Source organism: Roseovarius sp. TE539 (assembly GCF_003298505.1).
In the GTDB taxonomy this organism is placed as follows: domain Bacteria; phylum Pseudomonadota; class Alphaproteobacteria; order Rhodobacterales; family Rhodobacteraceae; genus Roseovarius.
Genome location: NZ_QNGB01000004.1, coordinates 31,511 through 51,086 on the forward strand (window position 1 = coordinate 31,511; position 19,576 = coordinate 51,086).

The following is a 19,576-nucleotide window of genomic DNA, read 5'->3' on the forward strand; positions in this document are numbered from 1 at the left end:
GCAGGCCGGCAAGGAGATTGGCAATGGCGGATGTAACCGTGATGGGTGCGGGTATTTTCGGGCTTTCGATTGCCTGGTGCTGCCAGTCGCGGGGCGCCCGCGTGCAGGTGATCGACCCGGGCGGTCCCGGGGCTGGGGCGTCGGGTGGCGTCGTGGGCGCGCTTGCCCCGCACGTACCGGAAAACTGGAATGAAAAGAAGGCGTTCCAGTTGGAAAGCCTGCTCATGGCCGAAGCATTCTGGATCGAGGTCGAGGCGGCCGGCGGTGTCTCACCCGGGTATGCGAGGCTGGGCCGGCTGCAACCCGTTCCCGACCTTCAGGCGTTGGACCTGGCGCAAAACAGGACACGGACCGCCGCCGACCTCTGGCAGGGGCGCGCAACCTGGGAATTGCGGCGCGACGACGGGGAAACATGGGCGCCGGTGACACCGACGGGCTGGCTGATCCACGACACCCTGAGCGCACGCGTTCACCCGCGCCGCGGCTGTGCCGCGCTCGCGGCGGGGATCCGTGCCAGGGGCGGCCTGATCTCCACCACTGGCAAGCCGAAGGGCCGCATCGTCTGGGCGACGGGAGCGGCTGGCCTTGAAGTCCTTTCCGCCACGCGCGACCGGAGTGTTGGCGGGGCGGTGAAAGGACAGGCGGCACTGTTGCATTTCGATGCCTGCGACAAGCCACAGATCTTTTCTGATGGCGTGCATGTCGTGCCCCATGCCGACGGAACGCTGGCCATCGGATCGACAAGCGAACGTGAATTCGATGACCCGGCCACCACCGACGAACAGCTTGACGCGGTGATAGAGGCCGCGATGTCCGCCGTGCCGGTCCTGCATGGTGCGCGGGTCATTGAACGCTGGGCCGGGCTGCGGCCGCGCACGCGCTCCCGCGCGCCGATGCTGGGCGAGCACCCCTTTCGCCCGGACGAGTTCATCGCCAATGGCGGGTTCAAGATCGGTTTCGGGATGGCCCCGAAAATCGGAGAGGTCATGGCGGCCCTCGTTCTGGACGGCATCGATGACATCCCAGATGGTTTTCGCCCTGCCACTTGCCTGTAGGTGTGTAAGCCCGGTGTTACAGGTTCACCCGGCCCCGGCCGCTGGACATTTCCGCCCGTCCGGGCCGCGCACCCATGCAGAGCCGTCGCTCCGGCACGGCACGGACATTTCGCATGCTGTCAGTGGCGCGGTCGGCCAACTGCATCACGGAACGATAAACAGCCACGTGTTCGTGGATAATGGCGATACGTTGTCATGTCGGGGCTTTCCCTGAACCGGGTGATGGGGCAGGAATGGACCATGAAACCGGATGATCTTGTCTTGACACCTACCGGGCTCCGCTTCCTCAACCGGCGCTATCCCTGTACTATCGGGCGCGGCGGGATCACCGGTGACAAGCGCGAGGGGGACGGTGCCACGCCGATCGGGACGCACCGCATCGCCGGGCTACTTTTCAGGCCCGACCGGATGCGGCCGCCGGTATCCTGGGCCCGGCCCATTCGTCCCGGTGACCTTTGGTCCGACGATCCCGATTGCGCGCATTACAACCTCAAGGTCCGGGCGCCGTATCCCGGCAGCCATGAGGTTCTGCGGCGCGCGGATCCGCTTTACGATCTCATTCTCGTCACCGATTGGAACTGGCCGGTCGCGATGCCCGGGCGGGGATCGTGCATCTTCCTTCATCAGTGGCGCCGTCCCGGATACCCCACAGCGGGATGCATCGGGTTGAGGCCGGCTGATTTACGCCACATCGCGGCCCGCCTCACCCCTCGATCCCGCGTGATCGTCCACGGCTGAACGATCGGTCCGGGATGGGCTCAGCCCTGATCGCGCGCCCCGAAAATTGCGCTGCCGACACGAATATGCGTGGCGCCGAGGGCGATCGCGTCCTCGAAATCGCCACTCATCCCCATCGACAACCCGGTCAGCCCGTTTCGTGCCGCGATCCTTGCCAGGAGCGCGAAATGCGGGCTTGGCGCCTCGTCGACCGGTGGAATGCACATCAAACCACGCACCGGAAGGTCCATGCTCAGGCAATCGGTGATGAATGCATCTGCCTCGGTGGGCATGATACCGGCTTTCTGCTCCTCCTCGCCCGTATTGACCTGAACGAAAAGTTCGGGGCAGTGCCCCTCTTCCTGTGCGATGCGCGCGATCGTTTTCGCAAGCTTGGACCGGTCGACGGAATGGATTGCATCCGCCAGCCCGAAGGCCTGCCGCACCTTGTTGGTTTGCAAGGGGCCGATGAGATGCAGAACGATGCCGTCGAAACGATCCCGGTAGTCGGGCCATTTCTCGGCCGCTTCCTGCACGCGGTTCTCCCCGAATATGCGATGTCCCTGCTCCAGTATGGCGGTCACGCGCGCTTCGGGCTGTTTTTTGGAAACGGCGATGAGCGAGATGTCCTCGCACGCGCGCCCGGCATCCATTGCGGCGGTGGTCACGCGCGCCTCTATGTCGGCAAGTGTCACTCTGCTCCTCCTTTGTCGGCTGCTGTTTCCCGCATCTCGACACGATAGTAGCGCGCTGCTTCATTCGGTGCAGCGGCTAATTGCGCATGCCCGCAAACGGCTTGCCCCGGCCTGCCGCGTTGGATAGTAGAGAGATGAACAAGATCGGAAGCCAGCATGTTCCACTTTCCTGCGAAACAGGCCGCCGCGGCCATCGTCTGCGTTGCCATTCTTGCTGGCTGCGGCCAGTCCCGCGGAATAAGTGAGGACGCGACGACAGTAGCGTCCGGCCGTGAATCCAAGAGCGGTGTAACCGAGGGTGGCAGCCTGCTGGACTCGATCTTCGGCGATGGCGACGGAAACGTGAAGGTCAACCGCTATCTTTGGACCGCCTCTCTCGATGTGCTGAATTTCCTGCCTGTCGAATCGGCCGATCCGTTCACCGGTGTCATATCCACCGGTTACGGAACACCGCCGGGAGGTGGCCGGGCCTACCGCGCCACGATCCTGATCTCGGATCCTGCACTTGATGCGCGGTCGCTGAACGTGGCCCTGCAAACGCGCCGTGGGCCGGTCGGTGCCGGGACGCAACGTGCCGTCGAAGACGCCATCCTCGGCCGCGCAAGGCAGCTTCGCATAAACGCGGAGCGGTACTAGCGTCCGCGTCCGCCGTTCCCTCTCAACCCTGCATAATCCTTTCCACCCACTGCAACTGAGCAGGCAGGCAGATTGTCTCGAGATCGTACCGGGCCTGCATTTTCTTTCGCGCCGCAGCGCCCAGCTCCGCACGCGCACCAGCGTCGTCCAGCAGCGAACAGACGGTATCGACCATGCCCGCGCCATCGAAAAAATCCACCAGCCGCCCGGTTTTTCCGTCGTCGATGACCTCACGCACCGGGGTGGTGTCGCTTGCCACGATCGCCGCGCCACAGCTCATGGCTTCGAGCAGTGACCAACTCAGGACAAAAGGATAGGTCAGGTAGACGTGCACGCGGCTGATTTGCAGCAGGCGGGTGAACTTGTCATAGGGGATACGCCCCAGAAAATGCACCCGGTTCCAGTCCGGCTCGGGGATTTGACCGCGTACCTCGTCGATGAATATCTGCTTCCAGGTGCGTTTGCCCGGCGGGCGTGCGCCATAACTGACCCCGTCACCGCCGACAATCAGGATCCGGGCATCGGGCCGTTCCGCCAGGAGCCGGGGAAGTGCCCGCATGAATACGTGATACCCGCGGTAAGGCTCCAGGTTCCGGTTCACGAAGGTTATCACCTCATCGCTGCGGCTCAGGCGCCCGGCGCCTTCCACCTCCAGTGTCGCGATCGGATCGGGGCACGATGTCGTGGTGTCGATCCCGTCATGGATCACGGTGATATTGTCGCGAAATTCCGGTGGAAACGTATCCGCCTGAAACTGGGTCGGGCTGAGGCCCGCATGGGCGGTCGGGAAATGCAGGTGGTTGTTGAGGTTCTTCAACCTGATCCGCAATGGCTGCACGGTGGTGTCGGCGGTTTCGAATTCGGGATCGAAGCCCAGATGCGGCCATTCCGCGTGGTGATAGAGTTCGCAGTACAGGCCGATCCGTGCTTCCGGCCAGAGATCACGAAGAAACATCGACTCGCCCCAGCCGGGATGAGCCAGGATCAGATCAGGAGAATATCCCTTGTGTGACAGTTTTCGGGCCGCCTGGAAACAGGCCTCGCCGCGGGTGACCTTGCTGTCCAGATCAACTAGCCAGGGATGCACGTTCTGGCGGCCCCGGTCCGGCAGGCTGTAGGGCAGAATCTGCACACCCCTCCAGTTGCTTGCCTCCTTCACCCTCAGCGTCAGAGCCGTGCATTGATGCCCCCGCTGTGCCAGTGCAGGCGCAAGGTGCTTGAACTGTCCGGGAAAGTTCTGATGTATGAAAAGGATCTTCATGTTTCGGTGCCACGCGGTTATCAGGCTCCGGGGTTATAGGCATGCAAACCGTCCCTGCAAAGGGCGGAATTTCCCTACCCGCCTCTGGACCGTGTGCCCGCTTGCGCCTATCACCCCAGCCAGGGATGCAAGATAAGAAGGGTCCGCCGTATATGTCTCGTTACTCTGCCGCCGAGATCGAAGCGAAATGGCAAGAGGCCTGGGATAAGGCCGGAATTTTCCATGCCGCACGCAGCGAGGATCGGCCGAAATACTATGTGCTGGAAATGTTCCCGTATCCTTCGGGGCGGATCCACATGGGCCATGTCCGCAACTATACGATGGGTGACGTGATCGCGCGTCACAAGCTGGCCACCGGCCACAACGTGCTGCATCCGATGGGTTGGGACGCGTTCGGCATGCCGGCGGAAAATGCTGCAATGGCCTCCGGCGGGCATCCCAGGGACTGGACCTACGGGAATATCGACGACATGCGCGCGCAGATGAAGCCGCTGGGCCTGTCCATCGATTGGAGTCGTGAATTTGCCACCTGCGATCCTGAATATTACGGTCAGCAGCAGGCGCTTTTCCTCGATTTCCTTGAAAAAGGGCTGGTGTATCGCAAGAACGCCGTCGTCAACTGGGACCCGGTCGACATGACCGTTCTGGCCAACGAGCAGGTCGAGAACGGCCGCGGCTGGCGGTCCGGCGCGCTGGTGGAGCGGCGCGAACTCACGCAGTGGTTCTTCCGGATATCGGACTTCGCGGAGGAGCTTCTGGAGGCGCTCGATACCCTCGACAACTGGCCCGCCAAGGTGCGGCTGATGCAGGAGAACTGGATCGGCAAATCCCGAGGGCTTCAGTTCAGCTTCGCGCGCACCGACGGGGGCGATCCGATCGAGGTCTACACCACCCGGCCCGACACCCTGATGGGGGCGAGTTTCATCGGCATCTCGCCCGATCATCCGTTGGCGAAGGAACTTGCGGAACAGAACCCGGAGGTCGCCGCCTTCCGCGCCGAATGCGCAAGGGGCGGCACCACCGAGGAGGCGCTGGAGACCGCTGAGAAGCTGGGGTTCGATACCGGGCTGAAGGTCCGCCACCCGCTTGATCCGGACTGGGAACTGCCGGTTTACGTGGCCAACTTCATCCTGATGGATTACGGCACCGGCGCGATCTTCGGCTGCCCCGCGCATGACCAGCGCGATTTGGATTTCGCCCGCAAGTACGGGTTATGTGTCAAAGCGGTATTTGAAGAGTTTGGATCATACCATGACGACGCTATCCCAGATAGTGAGTTCGCTGGGAATCCAGTCTTTTTGAAGGATTTGGGGCCAGGACCAAATGGAGGTTCTGTCCTCAAAAAGTTTTTTCGTATCACCAATACGGCTTTCGTGCCGCCGAAAACCGAAACAGTCCGCTATGTTAATGGCTTCGCCGGGCAAGAACATCAAACCGGCGAGCATGCAATCGACGCGGCCATCGACTTCTGCGAGGCCAACGGCGTCGGGCAAGGCGTGACCAATTACCGCCTGCGCGACTGGGGGCTTTCCCGCCAGCGCTACTGGGGCTGCCCGATCCCCGTCGTGCATTGCGAGGCCTGCGGCGTGGTGCCGGAGCGCAAGGAAAACCTGCCCATCGCGCTGCCCGACGACGTGAGTTTCGAGGTGCCGGGCAACCCGCTCGACCGGCACCCGACATGGCGCGACTGTGCCTGCCCCGCTTGCGGCGCGCCCGCGCAGCGCGAGACCGACACGATGGACACGTTTGTCGATTCAAGCTGGTATTTCGCGCGTTTCACCGCGCCGCGCGCCAACACACCCACCGACATGGCCGAGGCGGCCTACTGGATGAACGTGGACCAGTATATCGGCGGCATCGAGCACGCGATCCTGCACCTGCTCTATTCGCGCTTCTTCGCCCGGGCGATGCATATCTGCGGCCACCTGCCGGAGAAATGCAAGGAACCCTTCGATGCGCTCTTCACGCAGGGGATGGTCACGCACGCGATCTATGTCACCCGAGACGAGAATGACCGGCCCGTCTATCACTTCCCCGAGGATGTGGAGGTGCATGAAAGCGGTGCCCGGCTGGGCGCGACGGGCGAGGATGTCGAGGTGGTGCCCTCTGCCAAGATGTCGAAATCCAAGAAGAACGTGGTCGACCCGGTCAATATCATCCGCGACTACGGCGCCGATACCGCGCGCTGGTTCGTCCTGTCCGACAGCCCGCCCGAGCGCGACGTGGAATGGACCGCCGCCGGCGCCGAGGCCGCGCACAAGCACCTTTCGCGCGTGTGGCGCATCGCCACCGGAATCGCGGGCGCGAATACTGACGAGGCGGCCACGCCAGAGGCCGACGAGGCGTTGCTGCGTGAGATGCACAAGACCATCCACGAAGTCACCGGCGGTTTGGAATCCTTCGGTTTCAATGCGGCCATCGCCAAGCTCTATGGCTTCACCGCAACGCTGGCGCGCTCCGAGGCCGGGCAAGACGCCAGGCGGCGGGCCGCCCGGACCCTGGCACAGCTCATGGCGCCCATGACGCCGCATCTGGCCGAAGAGGTTTGGTCGATGCTGGGCGGCGAGGGGCTGGTTGCCAACGCGCCTTGGCCCGAGGCCGATCCCGCGATGCTGATCGAGGACACGATCACGCTGCCGGTGCAGATCAACGGCAAGCGCCGGGCCGAGATCAGCGTGCCGCGTGACGCCGACAAGTCCGAGGTTGAAAAATCCGCGCTTGCCGTCGATGCTGTGGCAAGGATGCTGGATGGGGCCCAGCCCAGGAAGGTCATCGTTGTCCCCGGACGGATCGTGAATGTCGTCATTTAGTCGCCGTGCTTTCTGCATCTCCGGGTTTGCCGCCGTTTCGGCCTGCGGGTTCCGGCCCGTCTATGGCCCGGGCGGCGGGGGAAACAGGCTCCGGGGGGCCGTCCGCCTGGAAGAGCCCGAAGGGCGTGACGCCTTTCTTTTCGCTCGCCGCACGGAGGAGCGTCTGGGCCGTGGCCCGGCGAGTGCGCGCTACGCGTTGTCCTATGCAATCTCCGTCCATGCGGAAGCCATCGCCATATCGCCCGACAACGTGACACAGCGTTTCAACCTTCGCGGGCGTGCGACCTATGCCTTGCGTGATACCACCACCGGTGCCGTGGTGCAGTCCGGCAAGGTGGAGAATTTCAACGGTTACTCCGCCTCCGGCTCCACGGTGGCCACTCAGGCCGCGGAGCGGGATGCCCGTGAACGGCTGATGACGATTCTGTCTGACCAGATGATCGCGAGGCTTCTCGCGGCGGCCCCGGATCTGCCGGAATGAAGCTGTCGCCGCGGGACGCGCCCGGTTATTTCGCCAATCCCGAGCCGCACCGGGCCGGGTTGTTGATCCATGGTGCCGATGCGATGCGCGTGGCGTTGCGCCGGCAGGAGGTCATATCGGCGCTGGTCGGACCGGAGGGTGAAGCCGAAATGCGCCTGTCCCGGATTCCGGCCGCCGACCTGCGCAAGGATCCGGCCATGCTATCGGATGCGGTCCGATCCCAGGGTTTCTTTCCGGGTCGGCGTGTCGCCTTCGTTGACGGGGCCGGTGACGGGCTGGCCGAGCAGATCGGCGCGGTCCTTGAAGACTGGCGCGAAGGCGATGCGCAGGTGATCGTGACGGCGGGTGCCCTCCGGGCGGGATCAAGACTGCGCAAGCTTTTCGAAGCTCACCCCAATGCCTATGCGGCGGCGATCTATGACGATCCCCCGTCACGCTCGGAGGTCGAGGCGGCACTGGAGGCCGCGGGCCTGGGCAATGCAGGGTCCGACGCCAAGGCTGATCTGATGGCGCTTGCCCGTGCGCTGGACCCCGGTCATTTCCGCCAGACCCTGGAAAAGATATCGCTCTACAAGCTTGACGACAGCACGCCGCTTGCCGCGACGGATATCGCTGCCTGTGCGCCTGCCGCCACCGAGGCGGCGGTCGATGACATGGTGGATATCGTGGCGGAGGCGCGCACCGCCGAGATCGGGCCGATGATGGCACGGCTGCGGGCGCAGGGCGTGGCGCCAGTGACACTCTGCATCGGGGCGGCGCGCCATTTCAAAGCCTTGTACGTGGCCGCGGCCGATCCGGGCGGCGTGGCCCGTGGTATCGCCGCATTGCGCCCGCCCGTGTACGGTCCGAAACGTGACAGGATGCAGCGGCAGGCACAGCACTGGGGTGCTGCGCGTCTGGAACAGGCGCTGTCGATGATGACCGAGACCGATCTGGCCTTGCGGTCGGCCGGTCAGAGTGCGCCGGCCATGGCGCTTGTGGAACGCACGCTTATCCGTCTTGCGATGCTCGCAGCGCGCTGACATCCCTTCCGCCATTCAACGCTGCCGAAAGGAATGCCGCACTTGAGGGTCATTCGGGGAACAGCCCATCTGGTGGATCTGCTACCATCCGTCCCCTTGCCGGATCAACCGTCGGAACCACGGCCTGCGTGAACGGCATGAGGACAGTGGCCGAAACACCGGGGCAGCGGATTTCAAGAATGTCTCCGGCCCCGTGATCATGCACGGCGGTGACCTTGCCCAGGTAGGCCCCTCCGGTATCGAAGACCTCGAGGCCGATCAGGTCCGCATGGTAGTATACGTCATCGGGCAGCTCGGGCAGGCGGTCCCGTGGCGCGAAAAGGCGTGTCCCGCGCAATGCGTCCGCCGCTTCCTTGGTGTCGATGCCCGAGAGTCGGGCAATCAGCGAGCCCTTTGTCGTCTGGCCGGTAAGCCTGATCGTGAAACACTGCGCCCCGGTTTCGGTCTCCACGGGGCCGTAGGCCGCGATATCCTCAGGCGTGGCGGTGAAACTCTTGAGCCGCAGCTCACCCTTGACGCCGAAGGCACCTGCAACGGCGCCTATGCAGATGCGCTCAGTCATGTGTCGCTCCTTCACAGAATGACCCGCTCATCGTGCCGCCTGCCGCCGCGCAGGCGTCACTCTGTGACCGCCTTTCGAATAGCACGCCGGCGGTGAAGGCAATGAGACAGACGATCACCAGACGGACCGGGCGGAGCATCTCAGCGCGCCTCGATCATCAGGGCACCGCGCCGATCTTCCCACCGGGCGGTCTCGAGTTCCGGATTTGTGCTCTCTTTTTCGGGCCAACCGATGCAGAGATACGCGACCAGCGTCCAGTCCGCAGGCACGTCAAGGTCGCGGGCCAAGCGCGCCGGATCCAGGATCGACACCCAGCCGACGCCCAGTCCCTCGGCGCGCGCCGCAAGCCAGAACTGCGTGATCGCGGCGACGACGGAGTAGCGGCGCATCTCGGGCATGCTGCGCGCACCAAGACCGGCGCCTTTTGTGGTCGATTCGTCACAATAGACCGCGATCTGAATCGGCGCGTCCTGCATGCCCGAAAGCTTGAGCTGACTGTAGAGCTGTGCACGTTCGCCATCGTAACCACCCAACGCTTCGGCATTGGCGTCGTTGAAATTGTCGAGTGCGGCGCGGCGTGCGCTCACCGTCTGAAGGCGAATGAGACGCCACGGCTCGCTCAACCCGACGGAAGGTGCGAGGAGGAAGGTGTCGAGGCAGCTGCGCAGCAGTGCCTCGTCCACCGGATCGGTGCGAAAGCGGCGCACGTCCCGCCGCCAGCGCATCAGATCGCCGAGTAGGTTCCGGAAGTCCGGTGAAAACCTATCCATTCCAGCCCTTCACCTCCGAGCCCCTTACGCCTCGCCGGTCGCCTCTTCGCTGGCGGCGGCGGCTTTCTCCGCCTTTTCGGCAGCGCGTTCCTGCGCCTTCTTGCCGGGGGTTCCCTTGTTGGGGTTGCTGCGCTCTTTCCTGTTCAGAACGCCGGCGGCTTCAAGCATGCGGCTGATGCGGTCGGAGGGTTGTGCCCCCTTGTCAAGCCAGTGCTGGATGCGTTCGAGATCCATCTTGACGCGGTCCTCGCTGTCCTTTGGCAGAAGCGGGTTGTAGGTGCCGAGCTTCTCGATGAAGCGCCCGTCGCGCGGCATGCGGCTGTCGGCGGCGACGATGGAGTAGTGCGGGCGCTTCTTGGAGCCGCCGCGGGAAAGTCGGATCTTCATGGCCATTGTCATTTTCTCCTTTGAATGGCGGTGGAAAGGTGCGTGAAATCACGCATCCTACGATTGTTGTTTCCGGTGGTGCTGAATGACTTCAGCGATGATGAAATTGAGGAATTTCTTGGCGAATTCCGGGTCCAGGTCGGCCCGGTTCGCCAAGTCTTCAAGCCGCGCGATCTGTGCCGCTTCGCGATCGGGATCGGACGGGGGAAGGTCATGCTCGGCCTTGAGAAGGCCCACGGCCTGGGTGTGCTTGAACCGCTCGCCCAGTGTGTAGACCAGGATTGCATCGAGGCGATCTATGCTTTCACGGTGCTCACGCAGGAGCGCGGCGGCGCGGGCGGTGGTATCGGTCATCGGTGGCCTCGCAAAACGATGTGACGGGCGGGTCGCAGGCCTGTCATGCCACCCGCGCCTGCGCGCATATGGAAGATGAAATCAGTCAACCGGCATTCCCTTCGGCTTGAACAGGGGGTCGCAGTAATGACTGATCTCAAGTTCTATCCCGTCCAGAAGCTGCCCGGAGCGCAGCGTCTCCGGGGCGGGATGACGATACACGGCATCGTTGCCGTCGATCGTCGCGGCCTCCTTGTCCTTGACGCACCCCAGCCGTTCGGCCAGGCGGATGCTGTCGAGGTTCTTGGGATCGATGTAGCTGACGGCACCTTCCCAGCCGAGATCGTCGTAGAAATACCGGCGCACCGCGTGGGTGGCCTCAAGCGCGTAGCCATGGCCGGCCTCGTCGGGCCAGATGATCCAGGCGATCTCGCGTTCGGGCCAGCCGGCCGGATACCAGCCGCCGGTCATGCCGAGGGTCTTGTCGGTCTCGCGGTCGTGGATCATCCACATGCCATAGCCGCGGATCTCCCAGTGGCCGATCTCGGCGGCGTAGAGCATCCAGGTCTCGTAGGGGTTGAGCGGCCCGCCCATGAAACGCGACCGGTAGGAGGCGAAGGTGGCCTTGAAGTTGGGATAATCGTCGGGTTCGGGGCCGCGCAGCACCAGGCGGCGGGTGTCCAGGACGGGAATGCGGGACGTGGGCATGTCAGGCGGCCTCCGGTGCGGGGTGACGGTAGACGATCGTGCCCGTCCAGCCGGGCAGGTCGGGAATAGCGGCACCCGCGTCCAGCGTGCAGCCCAGACGTTCGGCCAGAGCGATTGAGCGGGCGTTTTCCGGGTCGATGTAGCTGACCAGCGTGGACAGGCCGAATGTTCCGTAGGCATGGGCGCGCACGGCGCGGGCGGCTTCGCGGGCATACCCCCGGCCTTCCAGCGCGGGATCCCAGATGCCCCAGCCCAGCTCGATCTCGGGATAGCCGCCGGGCATCAGCAGCCCGCAATCCCCGATCGCCTGATCGTCGCCTTCAAGGCAGAGCACGAAGAGACCGAAGCCGTGGATCGCCCAATGGCCGATCAGGCCGGCACAATGATCCCAGGCGGCGGCCCTGGAATACGGCCCGCCCATGTACACGGTGCGCACCTGCGTCAGGTAATTCACGCCGCGCGCCACGTCGCGCGCATCGAAGGCGCGCAAGCGCAGTCGTTCGGTTTCCAGAACCGGGGTATCGGCATGGCGAAGCGTCATGCGTAGGCCTCCGGGCTGCCGTCATTGTCCGCGCCGATCCCCAGGTCGGCGGGCGAAGGGTGGCGGTAAAGCCGTTCGGCGCCCATTTCGACATTGTCGTATTCGCGTTCGAACCAGGCCCCAAGACGTTCGGCCAGTGCGACGGAGCGGTCGTTGCCCGGCACGATGTTCGAGGTCAGCGTGGCGAGGCCCAGCTCCTCATAGGCCCAGCGGCGGGCACGTTCGGCGCCCTCGAAGGCGATGCCGCGGCCCTCGAACCCGTCGAACACGACCCAGCCGATTTCGGGTTCGGGCCAGCCCTCCGGGTTCCAGATGCCGGTGATGCCGCAGGGCTGGCCGGTTTCCTTCCACTGGATGGTGAAATAGCCATACCCGTGAAGCGCCCAGTGGCCGATATTGCAGGCGAACCAGCGCCACGCCTTGGCGCGGTCCCGCTCGGTCCCGAATCCCCAGGACCGCTCACGGTCCAGCAGGAAGGCGCAAAGCGGTTCGAAATCGTCGTGCTGCGGCCCGCGCAGCACCAGGCGGCCGGTTTCCAGCCGGGGTATGGTGAGGGTCAGGCTCATGCGCACGCCACCGCACCCGGACAATGCCGGCACTGGCTTTCCCGACGTGACGAGGCCACCGCGATCATTTCTTCTTGCCGAACCCGGAAAGGCCCGGGGGAAGCCCGGCGCCGCCGCCCGTGCCGGGCAGACCGCCTCGACCGCCGCCCAGTTGCCTTGCCGCCTGTTCCAGAGATTTCTGATCCATGCCCTGAAGATCCTCGGGGCCGGGGCCGCCCTTTCCGAACATGCCCTTCATCGCCTGTTTCAGGGCGCCGCCCTTGCCCATCTTCTTCATCATGTCGCCCATCTGGCGCTGCATCTTCAGAAGCTTGTTGAGTTCACTGACCTCTTGCCCGGCGCCTTTCGCGATGCGCTTCTTGCGGCTGGCCTGCAGGATCTTGGGGTTGGCGCGCTCCTTGCGGGTCATCGACTGGATGAGGGCGATCTGGCGGGTGATGACGCGGTCGTCGAAACCCGCCTCCTGCACCTGCTTGGCCATCTTTCCCATACCGGGCATCATGCCCATCATGCCTTCCATGCCGCCCATCTTCTGCATCTGTTCCAGCTGGGCCTTGAGGTCGTTCATGTTGAACTGACCCTTCTGGAAGCGCTTCATCATGCGCTCGGCCTGCTCGGCCTCCAGGGTTTCCTGCGCCTTTTCGACCAGGCTGACGATGTCACCCATGCCCAGGATGCGCCCGGCGATGCGCTCGGGCTCGAAGGTTTCCAGGGCCTCCATCTTCTCGCCGGTGCCGACAAAGCGGATCGGTTTGCCCGTCACGGCGCGCATCGAGAGCGCCGCGCCACCGCGCCCGTCACCGTCCATCCGGGTGAGCACCACGCCCGAAACACCGATGCGGGCGTCGAACTCGGTGGCGACGTTGACGGCGTCCTGCCCGGTGAGCCCGTCCACCACCAGCAGGGTTTCGCGCGGGTTGGCCACGTCGCGCACCGCCGCGGCCTGGGCAATGAGCTCGTCGTCGATATGGAGCCGCCCGGCGGTGTCGAGCATGTAGACGTCATAGCCCCCGAGGCTGGCCTGGGTCTTCGCGCGCCTGGCGATCGCAACCGGATCCTCGCCCTTGACGATGGGCAGGGTGTCGATCCCGATCTGCTGTCCGAGGATCTGGAGCTGCTCCATCGCGGCGGGGCGGTTCACGTCGAGCGAGGCCATCAGCACGCGCTTGCCGTCGCGGTCGCGCAGGCGCTTGGCCAGCTTGGCGGTCGTGGTGGTCTTGCCCGAGCCCTGCAGGCCGACCATCAGGATCGGCGCCGGCGGGGTGTCGATCTTGAGCGCGCCCGGCTCCTCCTCGCCGGTGAGCATCTCCACGAGCGCGTCATGGACGATCTTGATCACCTGCTGGCCGGGCGTGACCGACTTGGTGACCGCGGCGCCGGTGGCCTGTTTCTGGACCCGGCTGATGAAGTCGCGCGCCACGGGAAGGGATACGTCGGCCTCCAGCAGCGCGACGCGCACCTCGCGCAGGGCGGTCTTCACGTCCTCTTCGGAAAGCGCGCCCTGCCGTGTCAGGCGGTCGAGGACGCCTGAGAGGCGTTCGGAAAGATTTTCAAACATCGCCCTGGCCTCCTTCGCCGGTTGCTGCCGTGCCCTTCCCCAGATGGGGGCGGCGGTTCAATACACAAATGCCCCCACGGGCGAAACTCGCTGGTGGGGGGCGATCCCGGGCATTGCGCCGCAGGGACCGGAAGCGATGCGACTTCCGGAAATTTGGGATCGCGTATGCCGAAAGTTTGCGGAAGTCAAGGCCGGTGTTCTTCCTCGCCGCAGGTGCCCGCGGGATCCGGACAAAGGTGGGGCTGTATGATCTTCCCGGTCAAGCGCCGGACTTGTGCCCGGGTTGCCATATCGCTACCAATTGCCGGAAAAGTGTTGGTATTCGCACAATGCTGCCGGGACACTATGGACAACTGGGACGAGATCAGGACCGCCTACAACGTGGCCCGTATCGGGACGGTGAGCGGCGCGGCTCAGGACATGGGCGTGCATCACGCCACCGTCATCCGCCATATCGACGCGCTGGAGGCGCGGCTGGGGGTGAAGCTGTTCCAACGCCATGCCCGCGGCTACACCCCGACCGAGGCCGGTGATGACCTGCTGCGCGTGGCGCAGGCCACCGACGACCAGTTGTCACAGCTCGAAGGGCGCTTGCGCGGGCGCGGCGACGCGGTGACCGGCGATCTGGTGGTGACCTCGGTCGGGGGGCTCAGTCATTTGCTGGTTCCGGTGCTGGCGGAATTTCAGGCCGAGTATCCCGATATCTTGGTGCGTTACCTGACCGGAGATCGCCTTTTCCGGCTGGAATACGGCGAAGCGCATGTGGCGGTGCGCGCAGGGCCGGCGCCCGAGGAGGCCGACAACGTCGTGCAACCGCTGCTGAAACAACGCATGGCGCTTTTCGCCAGCGAGGCATACATCGACCGGCACGGTCGGCCGGCAGGTGAGGCCGAGTTTTCGCGCCATCGGTTCGTCAGCGCCGATGACCCGGATTCGCGTGCGCCCTTCGCGCGCTGGTTGCGCGATGCCGTGCCAGAAGCTTGCATCACCTTTCGCAGTGGTGACGTGCACGCACAGCGGCGCGCCATTGCGGAGGGGGCCGGTATCGGGTTCCTGTCGGAAATGCAGGCAGCCGAGATCGGTGGACTGGTGCGCATAACGGGTCCGCGCGACGAATGGTCGGCGCCGCTGTGGCTGGTCACGCACATGGACCTGCACCGTACCACGAAGGTTCAGGCGTTTCTTTCCTTCATCAAGATACGGTCGAAAACCTGGCAGGGCGCATGACCGCCGGCGTCCGTGTGCCCATGACACAGCCGATGCGCGGGCATTTGGCGATGCTGGCCTTTTCGGCGCTGATCGCAGGGTCATTTGCACTCGGTTCGATGGCGGCGCCGCACGTGGCGCCAACTGCCCTCAACGCGGTGCGATTCGTTCTTGCGGCCTTGATCGTCGGGGCCGCGGTTCAGGTGACCCACGGTTTTTCACGCGCCGCGTTCCGGGCGCCTTGGCGATATCTTCTGCTGGGCGGCGCGATGGGATTGTATTTCGTGCTCATGTTCGAAGGGCTCAAGACCGCTGCGCCGGTTTCGGCGGCGGCCGTGTTCACCCTTACGCCGATAGTGTCGGGCCTTGCGGGTTACGTGATGCTGCGCCAGATCACCACGTCGCGAATGGCGCTGGCGCTTGCCATCGGGGCGACCGGGGCGCTGTGGGTGATCTTCGATGCCGATCCGGCCAAAATCGTGGCTTTCGCGCCCGGACGCGGGGAGGTGATCTATTTCTTCGGCTGCGTGGCGCATGCCGTCTATACCCCGATGGTGCGGTTGTTGAACCGCGGCGAACCGCCGGTGGTTTTCTCCTTCGGCGCCACGGTTGGGGCGGCGGTGCTGGTTGCGCTGGCAGGTTGGCGCGACATCGCCGCGACGGATTGGACCGCGCTGCCCGGGATCGTGTGGATCACGCTGGTCTATGTCGCCGTCTTCGCCACCGCGGCGAGCTTCGTGCTTTTGCAGTATGCGTCGCTCAGGCTGCCATCGGCCAAGGTCATGGCCTATACCTATCTCACGCCTACATGGGTCATTTGCTGGGAAGCGGCCCTTGGGCATTCGCTGCCGCCGGTTATGATCATGGGAGGCGTGGGGTTGACGGTGCTGGCATTGCTTGTGCTGCTCAAGGACGAGGGCTGAGCCTGCGGTGACGACGGCAGGTCCGGCCGGTCACTCTTGCGGGGCAGAGCGGCCAGGGAACTGTGCGAATTCGATTTCAAGGAATTTCTCGAAGGCGTCGAGGTTAACCGCTTCGAATTGTCCGAAGCCCTGCATCCAGACGCTGGCCTCGCGCAGCGCCCCGGGTTCGAGCTTGCACCACACCACCCGCCCGCGGCGTTCCTGGCTGATAAGGCCGGCACGGGACAGGATGCCAAGATGCTTGGAGATCGCGGCGAGGCTCATCTCGAACGGTTCTGCCACGTCGGTAACGGCCATGTCATCCTCCAGAAGAAGCGACAGGATCGCCCGACGGGTGGGATCGGCAAGGGCCGCGAAGACGGTATCGAGGGTTGGCGCCATGCCTGCCAATACGCTCGACGGCTCAGGATCGTCAACCGTACGGTTGAATATGCGTCTTGTGCCCACGGACCGAGATACCCGGCTTGTCAAAAGGTGCCTCGTCGGACGGAAGGGGTAAAAGTTGTTGGTTTTCAGAGTATTGAAAGTTTCTTGATACATTGCTGCGTGTGCTTGACTCGCGGGCGACCCCGGCTTAGCAAATAGCCAACCGTTCCGGAGGGCTATTTCGCGTGACCGACCCCGAGAAGAGCGAGCGCCTTGCGCGGCTTGACGCTCGGATAAAGGCCCTGAAGGGCAAGGAAGCGCCGAAAGCCCATCAGGACGAGCACTACAGCCAGGCGCATCTTGCCTGGAGGATGGTGATAGAACTTGTTGTCGGTCTTCTGATCGGCTTTGGCATTGGGTATGGCCTGGATCGCCTTTTTGGCACTCTGCCGGTCTTCCTTGTGCTGTTCACTTTGCTGGGGCTGGCCGCGGGTATCAAGACCATGATGCGTAGCGCCAAGGAAATCCAGCGGGACAAATTGGCCGAAGAGGCCGAGCGAAAAGAGGCCCGCAAGGGCGGCGAGAGGACGAAAGATGGCGACTGAAGCGAACACCGCCGACGACGGCGGACTGGTTTTTCACCCGATGGATCAGTTCATCGTGAAGCCCCTGTTCAGCGACGGGCCGGTCGGCATGTTCACGATCACCAATGTGACGATGTGGATGGCCCTGACGGTGCTGGCAATCATCGCGCTGCTGGTGCTGGGCACATCGAAGAGATCCACGGTGCCGGGGCGCACCCAGTCGATCGCGGAATTGGCATACGGGTTCGTTTACAAGATGGTAGAAGACGTCGCCGGCAAGGATGGCGTGAAATTCTTCCCGTATATCATGACGCTTTTCATGTTTATTGTGGTGTCCAACTTCCTCGGGCTTCTGCCGGCGGCATTTACCACCACAAGCCACATTGCCGTGACCGCGGTGATGGCGATGGCGGTGTTCATAGCGGTGACAGTCATCGGGTTCGTCAAGCACGGCGCCGGCTACTTGGGCCTGTTCTGGATCAGCGCCGCCCCGTTGCCGCTGCGTCCGATCCTGGCGCTGATCGAGGTGATTTCCTACTTCGTGCGCCCGGTCAGCCATTCCATTCGTCTTGCCGGCAACATGATGGCCGGCCACGCGGTGATCAAGGTTTTCGCCGCGTTTGCGCCGATGATCACGATCTCGGTCGGGGTGGGGATCCTGGTGACGCCGCTGAGCATCCTGGCGATCACGGCAATCTATGCGCTGGAGGTTCTGGTGGCCTTCATTCAGGCGTATGTATTCGCGATCCTGACCTGTGTTTACCTGAAGGACGCGCTTCATCCGCATCACTGATCACCGGGCGGGTAACCGGCCAAGGGGCCGGTGCATGATGAAATCAACGGTGGGCTCGCCTGCCATACGGACAAACGAAACAACGCAATTCCAACGTAAGGAGAATCGAAATGGAAGGCGACGTCGTACAAATGGGTGCATATATTGGTGCCGGTCTGGCCTGTACGGGCATGGGCGGGGCAGCCGTTGGTGTGGGCCACGTGGTTGGCAACTTCCTCTCGGGTGCACTTCGCAACCCCTCCGCCGCCGGCGGCCAAACAGCGACCATGTTCATCGGTATCGCGTTCTCGGAAGCTCTGGGGATCTTCTCGTTCCTCGTCGCGCTTCTGCTGATGTTCGCCGTCTGAGCCCACCGGAAGCTGATCCTTACGGCCGGGTGGCGGCACACGCCGACCACCCGGTTCAAACGGAAAGTTCCCGAAGGAGGACGACATGGCAACCGACACCACCGCAGCAGCCGACGCCGCGTCGGGCGCAGGCATGCCGCAGCTGGATATAACCACCTACAGCAACCAGATTTTCTGGTTGGTCGTGACCTTGGTGGTGATCTATTTCGTTCTGTCGCGTGTGGCGCTGCCGCGGATCGCGGCCGTTCTGGCCGAGCGTCAGGGAACGATCACGAACGACATCGCTGCCGCCGAGGATCTGAAGGCCAAGGCAGCGGAAGCCGAAGAGGCGTACAACAAGGCGCTGGCCGATGCCCGTGCCGAGGCGCAGAAAATCATTGCCGAGACCAAGGCCGACATCAAGGCCGAGCTTGACGAGGCGGTGGCAAAGGCCGATGCCGAGATCGCCGCGAAGACGGCGGAAGGCGACAAGAAGATCGCCGAGATCCGGGAAGGAGCGCTGGAGAGCGTCAAGGAAGTTGCCAAGGACACTGCACAGGAAGTCGTGGCAGCCATGGGCGGCAAGGCGGACGCGCGCAGCGTGACGGCCGCGGTCAATGCACGGATGAAGGAATGATCGCCATGAGAACGGTTCTGGCAACACTCGCGGCGCTTGCCCCGGCTGGTCCGGCGCTCGCAGCCTCCGGCCCCTTCATTTCGCTAAGCAATACCGATTTCGTGGTACTGCTGGCCTTCCTGATCTTTGTCGGTGTGCTTGTCTATTTCAAGGTGCCCTCGCTGGTGGGAGCGATGATCGACAAGCGCGCAGCAGGCATCAAGAGCGAACTTGACGAGGCCCGCGCGCTGCGTGAGGAGGCGCAGGCGCTTCTGGCCAGCTACGAGCGCAAGCAAAAGGAAGTGCAATCGCAGGCGGACAGGATCGTCGCGCACGCCAAAGCCGAGGCGGCCGCCGCCGCGGAACAGGCGCAGGAGGATCTCAAGGTGTCGATTGCGCGCCGGATGCAGGCCGCGGAGGACAGGATCGCGTCCGCACAGGCCAACGCTGTCAAGGAAGTGCGGGATCAGGCCGTCACCATAGCCATCGGAGCGGCCCGCGATGTCATCGCCAAGCAGATGACGGCTGCCGAAGGCAACAAGATGATCGAGGACGCCATCGGTGAGGTCGAGGCGAAGCTGCACTGAAAAGCGCGCAGACATCGCCCCTTCCATCGAAACCCCGGACCTGCGGTCCGGGGTTTTCTGGTCCGGTCACCCT

Annotated in this window: 24 protein-coding genes; 13 read left to right on the forward strand and 11 right to left on the reverse strand. The window is 63.9% G+C overall.

Features of this window, described 5'->3' with window-relative positions:
- The first annotated feature begins 23 nt into the window (after positions 1–23).
- Complete coding sequence (locus DQW77_RS03665; protein ID WP_113256845.1) at positions 24–1,055, forward strand: FAD-binding oxidoreductase; 1,032 nt, start codon at positions 24–26, stop codon at positions 1,053–1,055.
- A gap of 240 nt (positions 1,056–1,295) precedes the next feature.
- Positions 1,296–1,793, forward strand: a complete 498-nt coding sequence (locus DQW77_RS03670) for a L,D-transpeptidase (RefSeq protein ID WP_113256995.1) — start codon at positions 1,296–1,298, stop codon at positions 1,791–1,793.
- Between the two features lie 20 nt (positions 1,794–1,813).
- Here the strand turns inward: DQW77_RS03670 and DQW77_RS03675 are convergent, their stop codons facing one another.
- Positions 1,814–2,467 (reverse strand): YggS family pyridoxal phosphate-dependent enzyme, encoded by a 654-nt coding sequence (locus DQW77_RS03675; RefSeq protein ID WP_113256846.1) that lies wholly within the window; start codon positions 2,465–2,467, stop codon positions 1,814–1,816.
- A 156-nt stretch (positions 2,468–2,623) separates the two neighbouring features.
- Between DQW77_RS03675 and DQW77_RS03680 the strand changes: the two genes are divergently transcribed.
- Positions 2,624–3,103 (forward strand): DUF3576 domain-containing protein, encoded by a 480-nt coding sequence (locus DQW77_RS03680; protein ID WP_113256847.1) that lies wholly within the window; start codon positions 2,624–2,626, stop codon positions 3,101–3,103.
- Between the two features lie 22 nt (positions 3,104–3,125).
- Here the strand turns inward: DQW77_RS03680 and DQW77_RS03685 are convergent, their stop codons facing one another.
- On the reverse strand, positions 3,126–4,364 hold the full coding sequence (locus DQW77_RS03685) for a glycosyltransferase family 4 protein (RefSeq protein ID WP_113256848.1): 1,239 nt from the start codon (positions 4,362–4,364) through the stop codon (positions 3,126–3,128).
- 152 nt (positions 4,365–4,516) lie between these two features.
- On the opposite strand from DQW77_RS03685, the gene leuS reads away from it, so the two are divergent.
- Genes leuS through DQW77_RS03700 form a run of 3 tightly spaced genes read left to right on the forward strand, consistent with a single transcriptional unit; the run spans position 4,517 to position 8,677 of the window.
- Complete coding sequence (gene leuS / locus DQW77_RS03690) at positions 4,517–7,174, forward strand: leucine--tRNA ligase (RefSeq protein WP_113256849.1); 2,658 nt, start codon at positions 4,517–4,519, stop codon at positions 7,172–7,174.
- Complete coding sequence (lptE, locus tag DQW77_RS03695; protein WP_113256850.1) at positions 7,161–7,655, forward strand: LPS assembly lipoprotein LptE; 495 nt, start codon at positions 7,161–7,163, stop codon at positions 7,653–7,655. Before leuS ends, lptE begins: the two co-directional genes overlap by 14 nt.
- Positions 7,652–8,677, forward strand: coding sequence for a DNA polymerase III subunit delta (locus DQW77_RS03700; RefSeq protein ID WP_113256851.1), 1,026 nt, complete (start codon positions 7,652–7,654; stop codon positions 8,675–8,677). Before lptE ends, DQW77_RS03700 begins: the two co-directional genes overlap by 4 nt.
- 49 nt (positions 8,678–8,726) lie before the next feature.
- On the opposite strand, the gene rimM is transcribed toward DQW77_RS03700, so the two are convergent.
- From rimM to ffh, 8 genes are all read right to left on the reverse strand, one after another.
- Complete coding sequence (gene rimM / locus DQW77_RS03705) at positions 8,727–9,239, reverse strand: ribosome maturation factor RimM (protein ID WP_113256852.1); 513 nt, start codon at positions 9,237–9,239, stop codon at positions 8,727–8,729.
- 140 nt (positions 9,240–9,379) lie between these two features.
- Positions 9,380–10,009, reverse strand: coding sequence for a 5,6-dimethylbenzimidazole synthase (gene bluB, locus DQW77_RS03710; protein WP_113256853.1), 630 nt, complete (start codon positions 10,007–10,009; stop codon positions 9,380–9,382).
- 24 nt (positions 10,010–10,033) lie between these two features.
- Complete coding sequence (gene rpsP, locus DQW77_RS03715; RefSeq protein ID WP_113256854.1) at positions 10,034–10,402, reverse strand: 30S ribosomal protein S16; 369 nt, start codon at positions 10,400–10,402, stop codon at positions 10,034–10,036.
- A 51-nt stretch (positions 10,403–10,453) separates the two neighbouring features.
- Positions 10,454–10,750: a chorismate mutase gene (locus DQW77_RS03720; RefSeq protein ID WP_113256855.1), complete on the reverse strand. Its 297-nt coding sequence runs from the start codon at positions 10,748–10,750 to the stop codon at positions 10,454–10,456.
- Positions 10,751–10,831: 81 nt separating this feature from the next.
- Positions 10,832–11,437, reverse strand: a complete 606-nt coding sequence (locus DQW77_RS03725) for a GNAT family N-acetyltransferase (protein ID WP_113256856.1) — start codon at positions 11,435–11,437, stop codon at positions 10,832–10,834.
- Position 11,438: 1 nt separating this feature from the next.
- Positions 11,439–11,978 carry a GNAT family N-acetyltransferase gene (locus DQW77_RS03730; RefSeq protein WP_113256857.1) on the reverse strand — a complete coding sequence of 180 codons (540 nt, stop codon included), beginning with the start codon at positions 11,976–11,978 and terminating at the stop codon, positions 11,439–11,441.
- On the reverse strand, positions 11,975–12,544 hold the full coding sequence (locus DQW77_RS03735) for a GNAT family N-acetyltransferase (protein WP_113256858.1): 570 nt from the start codon (positions 12,542–12,544) through the stop codon (positions 11,975–11,977). Before DQW77_RS03735 ends, DQW77_RS03730 begins: the two co-directional genes overlap by 4 nt.
- Before the next feature lie 64 nt (positions 12,545–12,608).
- Positions 12,609–14,102, reverse strand: a complete 1,494-nt coding sequence (ffh, locus tag DQW77_RS03740) for a signal recognition particle protein (RefSeq protein ID WP_113256859.1) — start codon at positions 14,100–14,102, stop codon at positions 12,609–12,611.
- A gap of 345 nt (positions 14,103–14,447) precedes the next feature.
- Here ffh and DQW77_RS03745 point away from each other — a divergent pair, with 345 nt between their 5' ends.
- Both DQW77_RS03745 and DQW77_RS03750 read left to right on the forward strand, forming a co-directional pair.
- Positions 14,448–15,329 carry a LysR family transcriptional regulator gene (locus tag DQW77_RS03745; RefSeq protein ID WP_113256860.1) on the forward strand — a complete coding sequence of 294 codons (882 nt, stop codon included), beginning with the start codon at positions 14,448–14,450 and terminating at the stop codon, positions 15,327–15,329.
- A gap of 20 nt (positions 15,330–15,349) precedes the next feature.
- The gene (locus tag DQW77_RS03750) at positions 15,350–16,231 is read left to right on the forward strand and encodes a DMT family transporter (protein ID WP_113256996.1); all 882 of its coding nucleotides are present in this window, start codon (positions 15,350–15,352) and stop codon (positions 16,229–16,231) included.
- Positions 16,232–16,261: 30 nt separating this feature from the next.
- Here the strand turns inward: DQW77_RS03750 and DQW77_RS03755 are convergent, their stop codons facing one another.
- Positions 16,262–16,612, reverse strand: a complete 351-nt coding sequence (locus tag DQW77_RS03755) for a metalloregulator ArsR/SmtB family transcription factor (protein WP_113256861.1) — start codon at positions 16,610–16,612, stop codon at positions 16,262–16,264.
- Positions 16,613–16,842: 230 nt separating this feature from the next.
- Here DQW77_RS03755 and DQW77_RS03760 point away from each other — a divergent pair, with 230 nt between their 5' ends.
- The 5 genes from DQW77_RS03760 (at position 16,843) to DQW77_RS03780 (ending at position 19,503) form a co-directional block, all read left to right on the forward strand.
- The gene (locus tag DQW77_RS03760) at positions 16,843–17,202 is read left to right on the forward strand and encodes an AtpZ/AtpI family protein (protein ID WP_113256862.1); all 360 of its coding nucleotides are present in this window, start codon (positions 16,843–16,845) and stop codon (positions 17,200–17,202) included.
- Entirely contained in the window at positions 17,192–17,974 is a 783-nt protein-coding gene (locus DQW77_RS03765; RefSeq protein ID WP_113256863.1) for a F0F1 ATP synthase subunit A, read from the forward strand. Before DQW77_RS03760 ends, DQW77_RS03765 begins: the two co-directional genes overlap by 11 nt.
- 110 nt (positions 17,975–18,084) lie before the next feature.
- Complete coding sequence (locus DQW77_RS03770) at positions 18,085–18,321, forward strand: F0F1 ATP synthase subunit C (RefSeq protein ID WP_085799500.1); 237 nt, start codon at positions 18,085–18,087, stop codon at positions 18,319–18,321.
- An 85-nt stretch (positions 18,322–18,406) separates the two neighbouring features.
- Positions 18,407–18,937, forward strand: a complete 531-nt coding sequence (locus DQW77_RS03775) for a F0F1 ATP synthase subunit B' (protein ID WP_113256864.1) — start codon at positions 18,407–18,409, stop codon at positions 18,935–18,937.
- A 5-nt stretch (positions 18,938–18,942) separates the two neighbouring features.
- On the forward strand, positions 18,943–19,503 hold the full coding sequence (locus DQW77_RS03780) for a F0F1 ATP synthase subunit B (RefSeq protein ID WP_113256997.1): 561 nt from the start codon (positions 18,943–18,945) through the stop codon (positions 19,501–19,503).
- The last annotated feature ends 73 nt before the right edge of the window (positions 19,504–19,576 follow it).

Bases quoted from the DNA above. Each gene is read 5' to 3' on its own strand.
- DQW77_RS03680 (WP_113256847.1), top strand. From the start codon at position 2,624: ATGTTCCACTTTCCTGCGAAACAGGCCGCCGCGGCCATCGTCTGCGTT.
- DQW77_RS03720 (WP_113256855.1), bottom strand. From the start codon at position 10,750: ATGACCGATACCACCGCCCGCGCCGCCGCGCTCCTGCGTGAGCACCGT.
- rimM (WP_113256852.1), bottom strand. From the start codon at position 9,239: ATGACTGAGCGCATCTGCATAGGCGCCGTTGCAGGTGCCTTCGGCGTC.
- DQW77_RS03685 (WP_113256848.1), bottom strand. From the start codon at position 4,364: ATGAAGATCCTTTTCATACATCAGAACTTTCCCGGACAGTTCAAGCAC.
- DQW77_RS03750 (WP_113256996.1), top strand. From the start codon at position 15,350: ATGACACAGCCGATGCGCGGGCATTTGGCGATGCTGGCCTTTTCGGCG.
- DQW77_RS03670 (WP_113256995.1), top strand. From the start codon at position 1,296: ATGAAACCGGATGATCTTGTCTTGACACCTACCGGGCTCCGCTTCCTC.
- DQW77_RS03725 (WP_113256856.1), bottom strand. From the start codon at position 11,437: ATGCCCACGTCCCGCATTCCCGTCCTGGACACCCGCCGCCTGGTGCTG.
- ffh (WP_113256859.1), bottom strand. From the start codon at position 14,102: ATGTTTGAAAATCTTTCCGAACGCCTCTCAGGCGTCCTCGACCGCCTG.
- rpsP (WP_113256854.1), bottom strand. From the start codon at position 10,402: ATGGCCATGAAGATCCGACTTTCCCGCGGCGGCTCCAAGAAGCGCCCG.
- bluB (WP_113256853.1), bottom strand. From the start codon at position 10,009: ATGGATAGGTTTTCACCGGACTTCCGGAACCTACTCGGCGATCTGATG.
- DQW77_RS03665 (WP_113256845.1), top strand. From the start codon at position 24: ATGGCGGATGTAACCGTGATGGGTGCGGGTATTTTCGGGCTTTCGATT.
- DQW77_RS03755 (WP_113256861.1), bottom strand. From the start codon at position 16,612: ATGGCGCCAACCCTCGATACCGTCTTCGCGGCCCTTGCCGATCCCACC.
- leuS (WP_113256849.1), top strand. From the start codon at position 4,517: ATGTCTCGTTACTCTGCCGCCGAGATCGAAGCGAAATGGCAAGAGGCC.
- DQW77_RS03745 (WP_113256860.1), top strand. From the start codon at position 14,448: ATGGACAACTGGGACGAGATCAGGACCGCCTACAACGTGGCCCGTATC.
- DQW77_RS03780 (WP_113256997.1), top strand. From the start codon at position 18,943: ATGAGAACGGTTCTGGCAACACTCGCGGCGCTTGCCCCGGCTGGTCCG.
- DQW77_RS03765 (WP_113256863.1), top strand. From the start codon at position 17,192: ATGGCGACTGAAGCGAACACCGCCGACGACGGCGGACTGGTTTTTCAC.
- DQW77_RS03735 (WP_113256858.1), bottom strand. From the start codon at position 12,544: ATGAGCCTGACCCTCACCATACCCCGGCTGGAAACCGGCCGCCTGGTG.
- DQW77_RS03700 (WP_113256851.1), top strand. From the start codon at position 7,652: ATGAAGCTGTCGCCGCGGGACGCGCCCGGTTATTTCGCCAATCCCGAG.
- DQW77_RS03730 (WP_113256857.1), bottom strand. From the start codon at position 11,978: ATGACGCTTCGCCATGCCGATACCCCGGTTCTGGAAACCGAACGACTG.
- lptE (WP_113256850.1), top strand. From the start codon at position 7,161: ATGTCGTCATTTAGTCGCCGTGCTTTCTGCATCTCCGGGTTTGCCGCC.
- DQW77_RS03770 (WP_085799500.1), top strand. From the start codon at position 18,085: ATGGAAGGCGACGTCGTACAAATGGGTGCATATATTGGTGCCGGTCTG.
- DQW77_RS03775 (WP_113256864.1), top strand. From the start codon at position 18,407: ATGGCAACCGACACCACCGCAGCAGCCGACGCCGCGTCGGGCGCAGGC.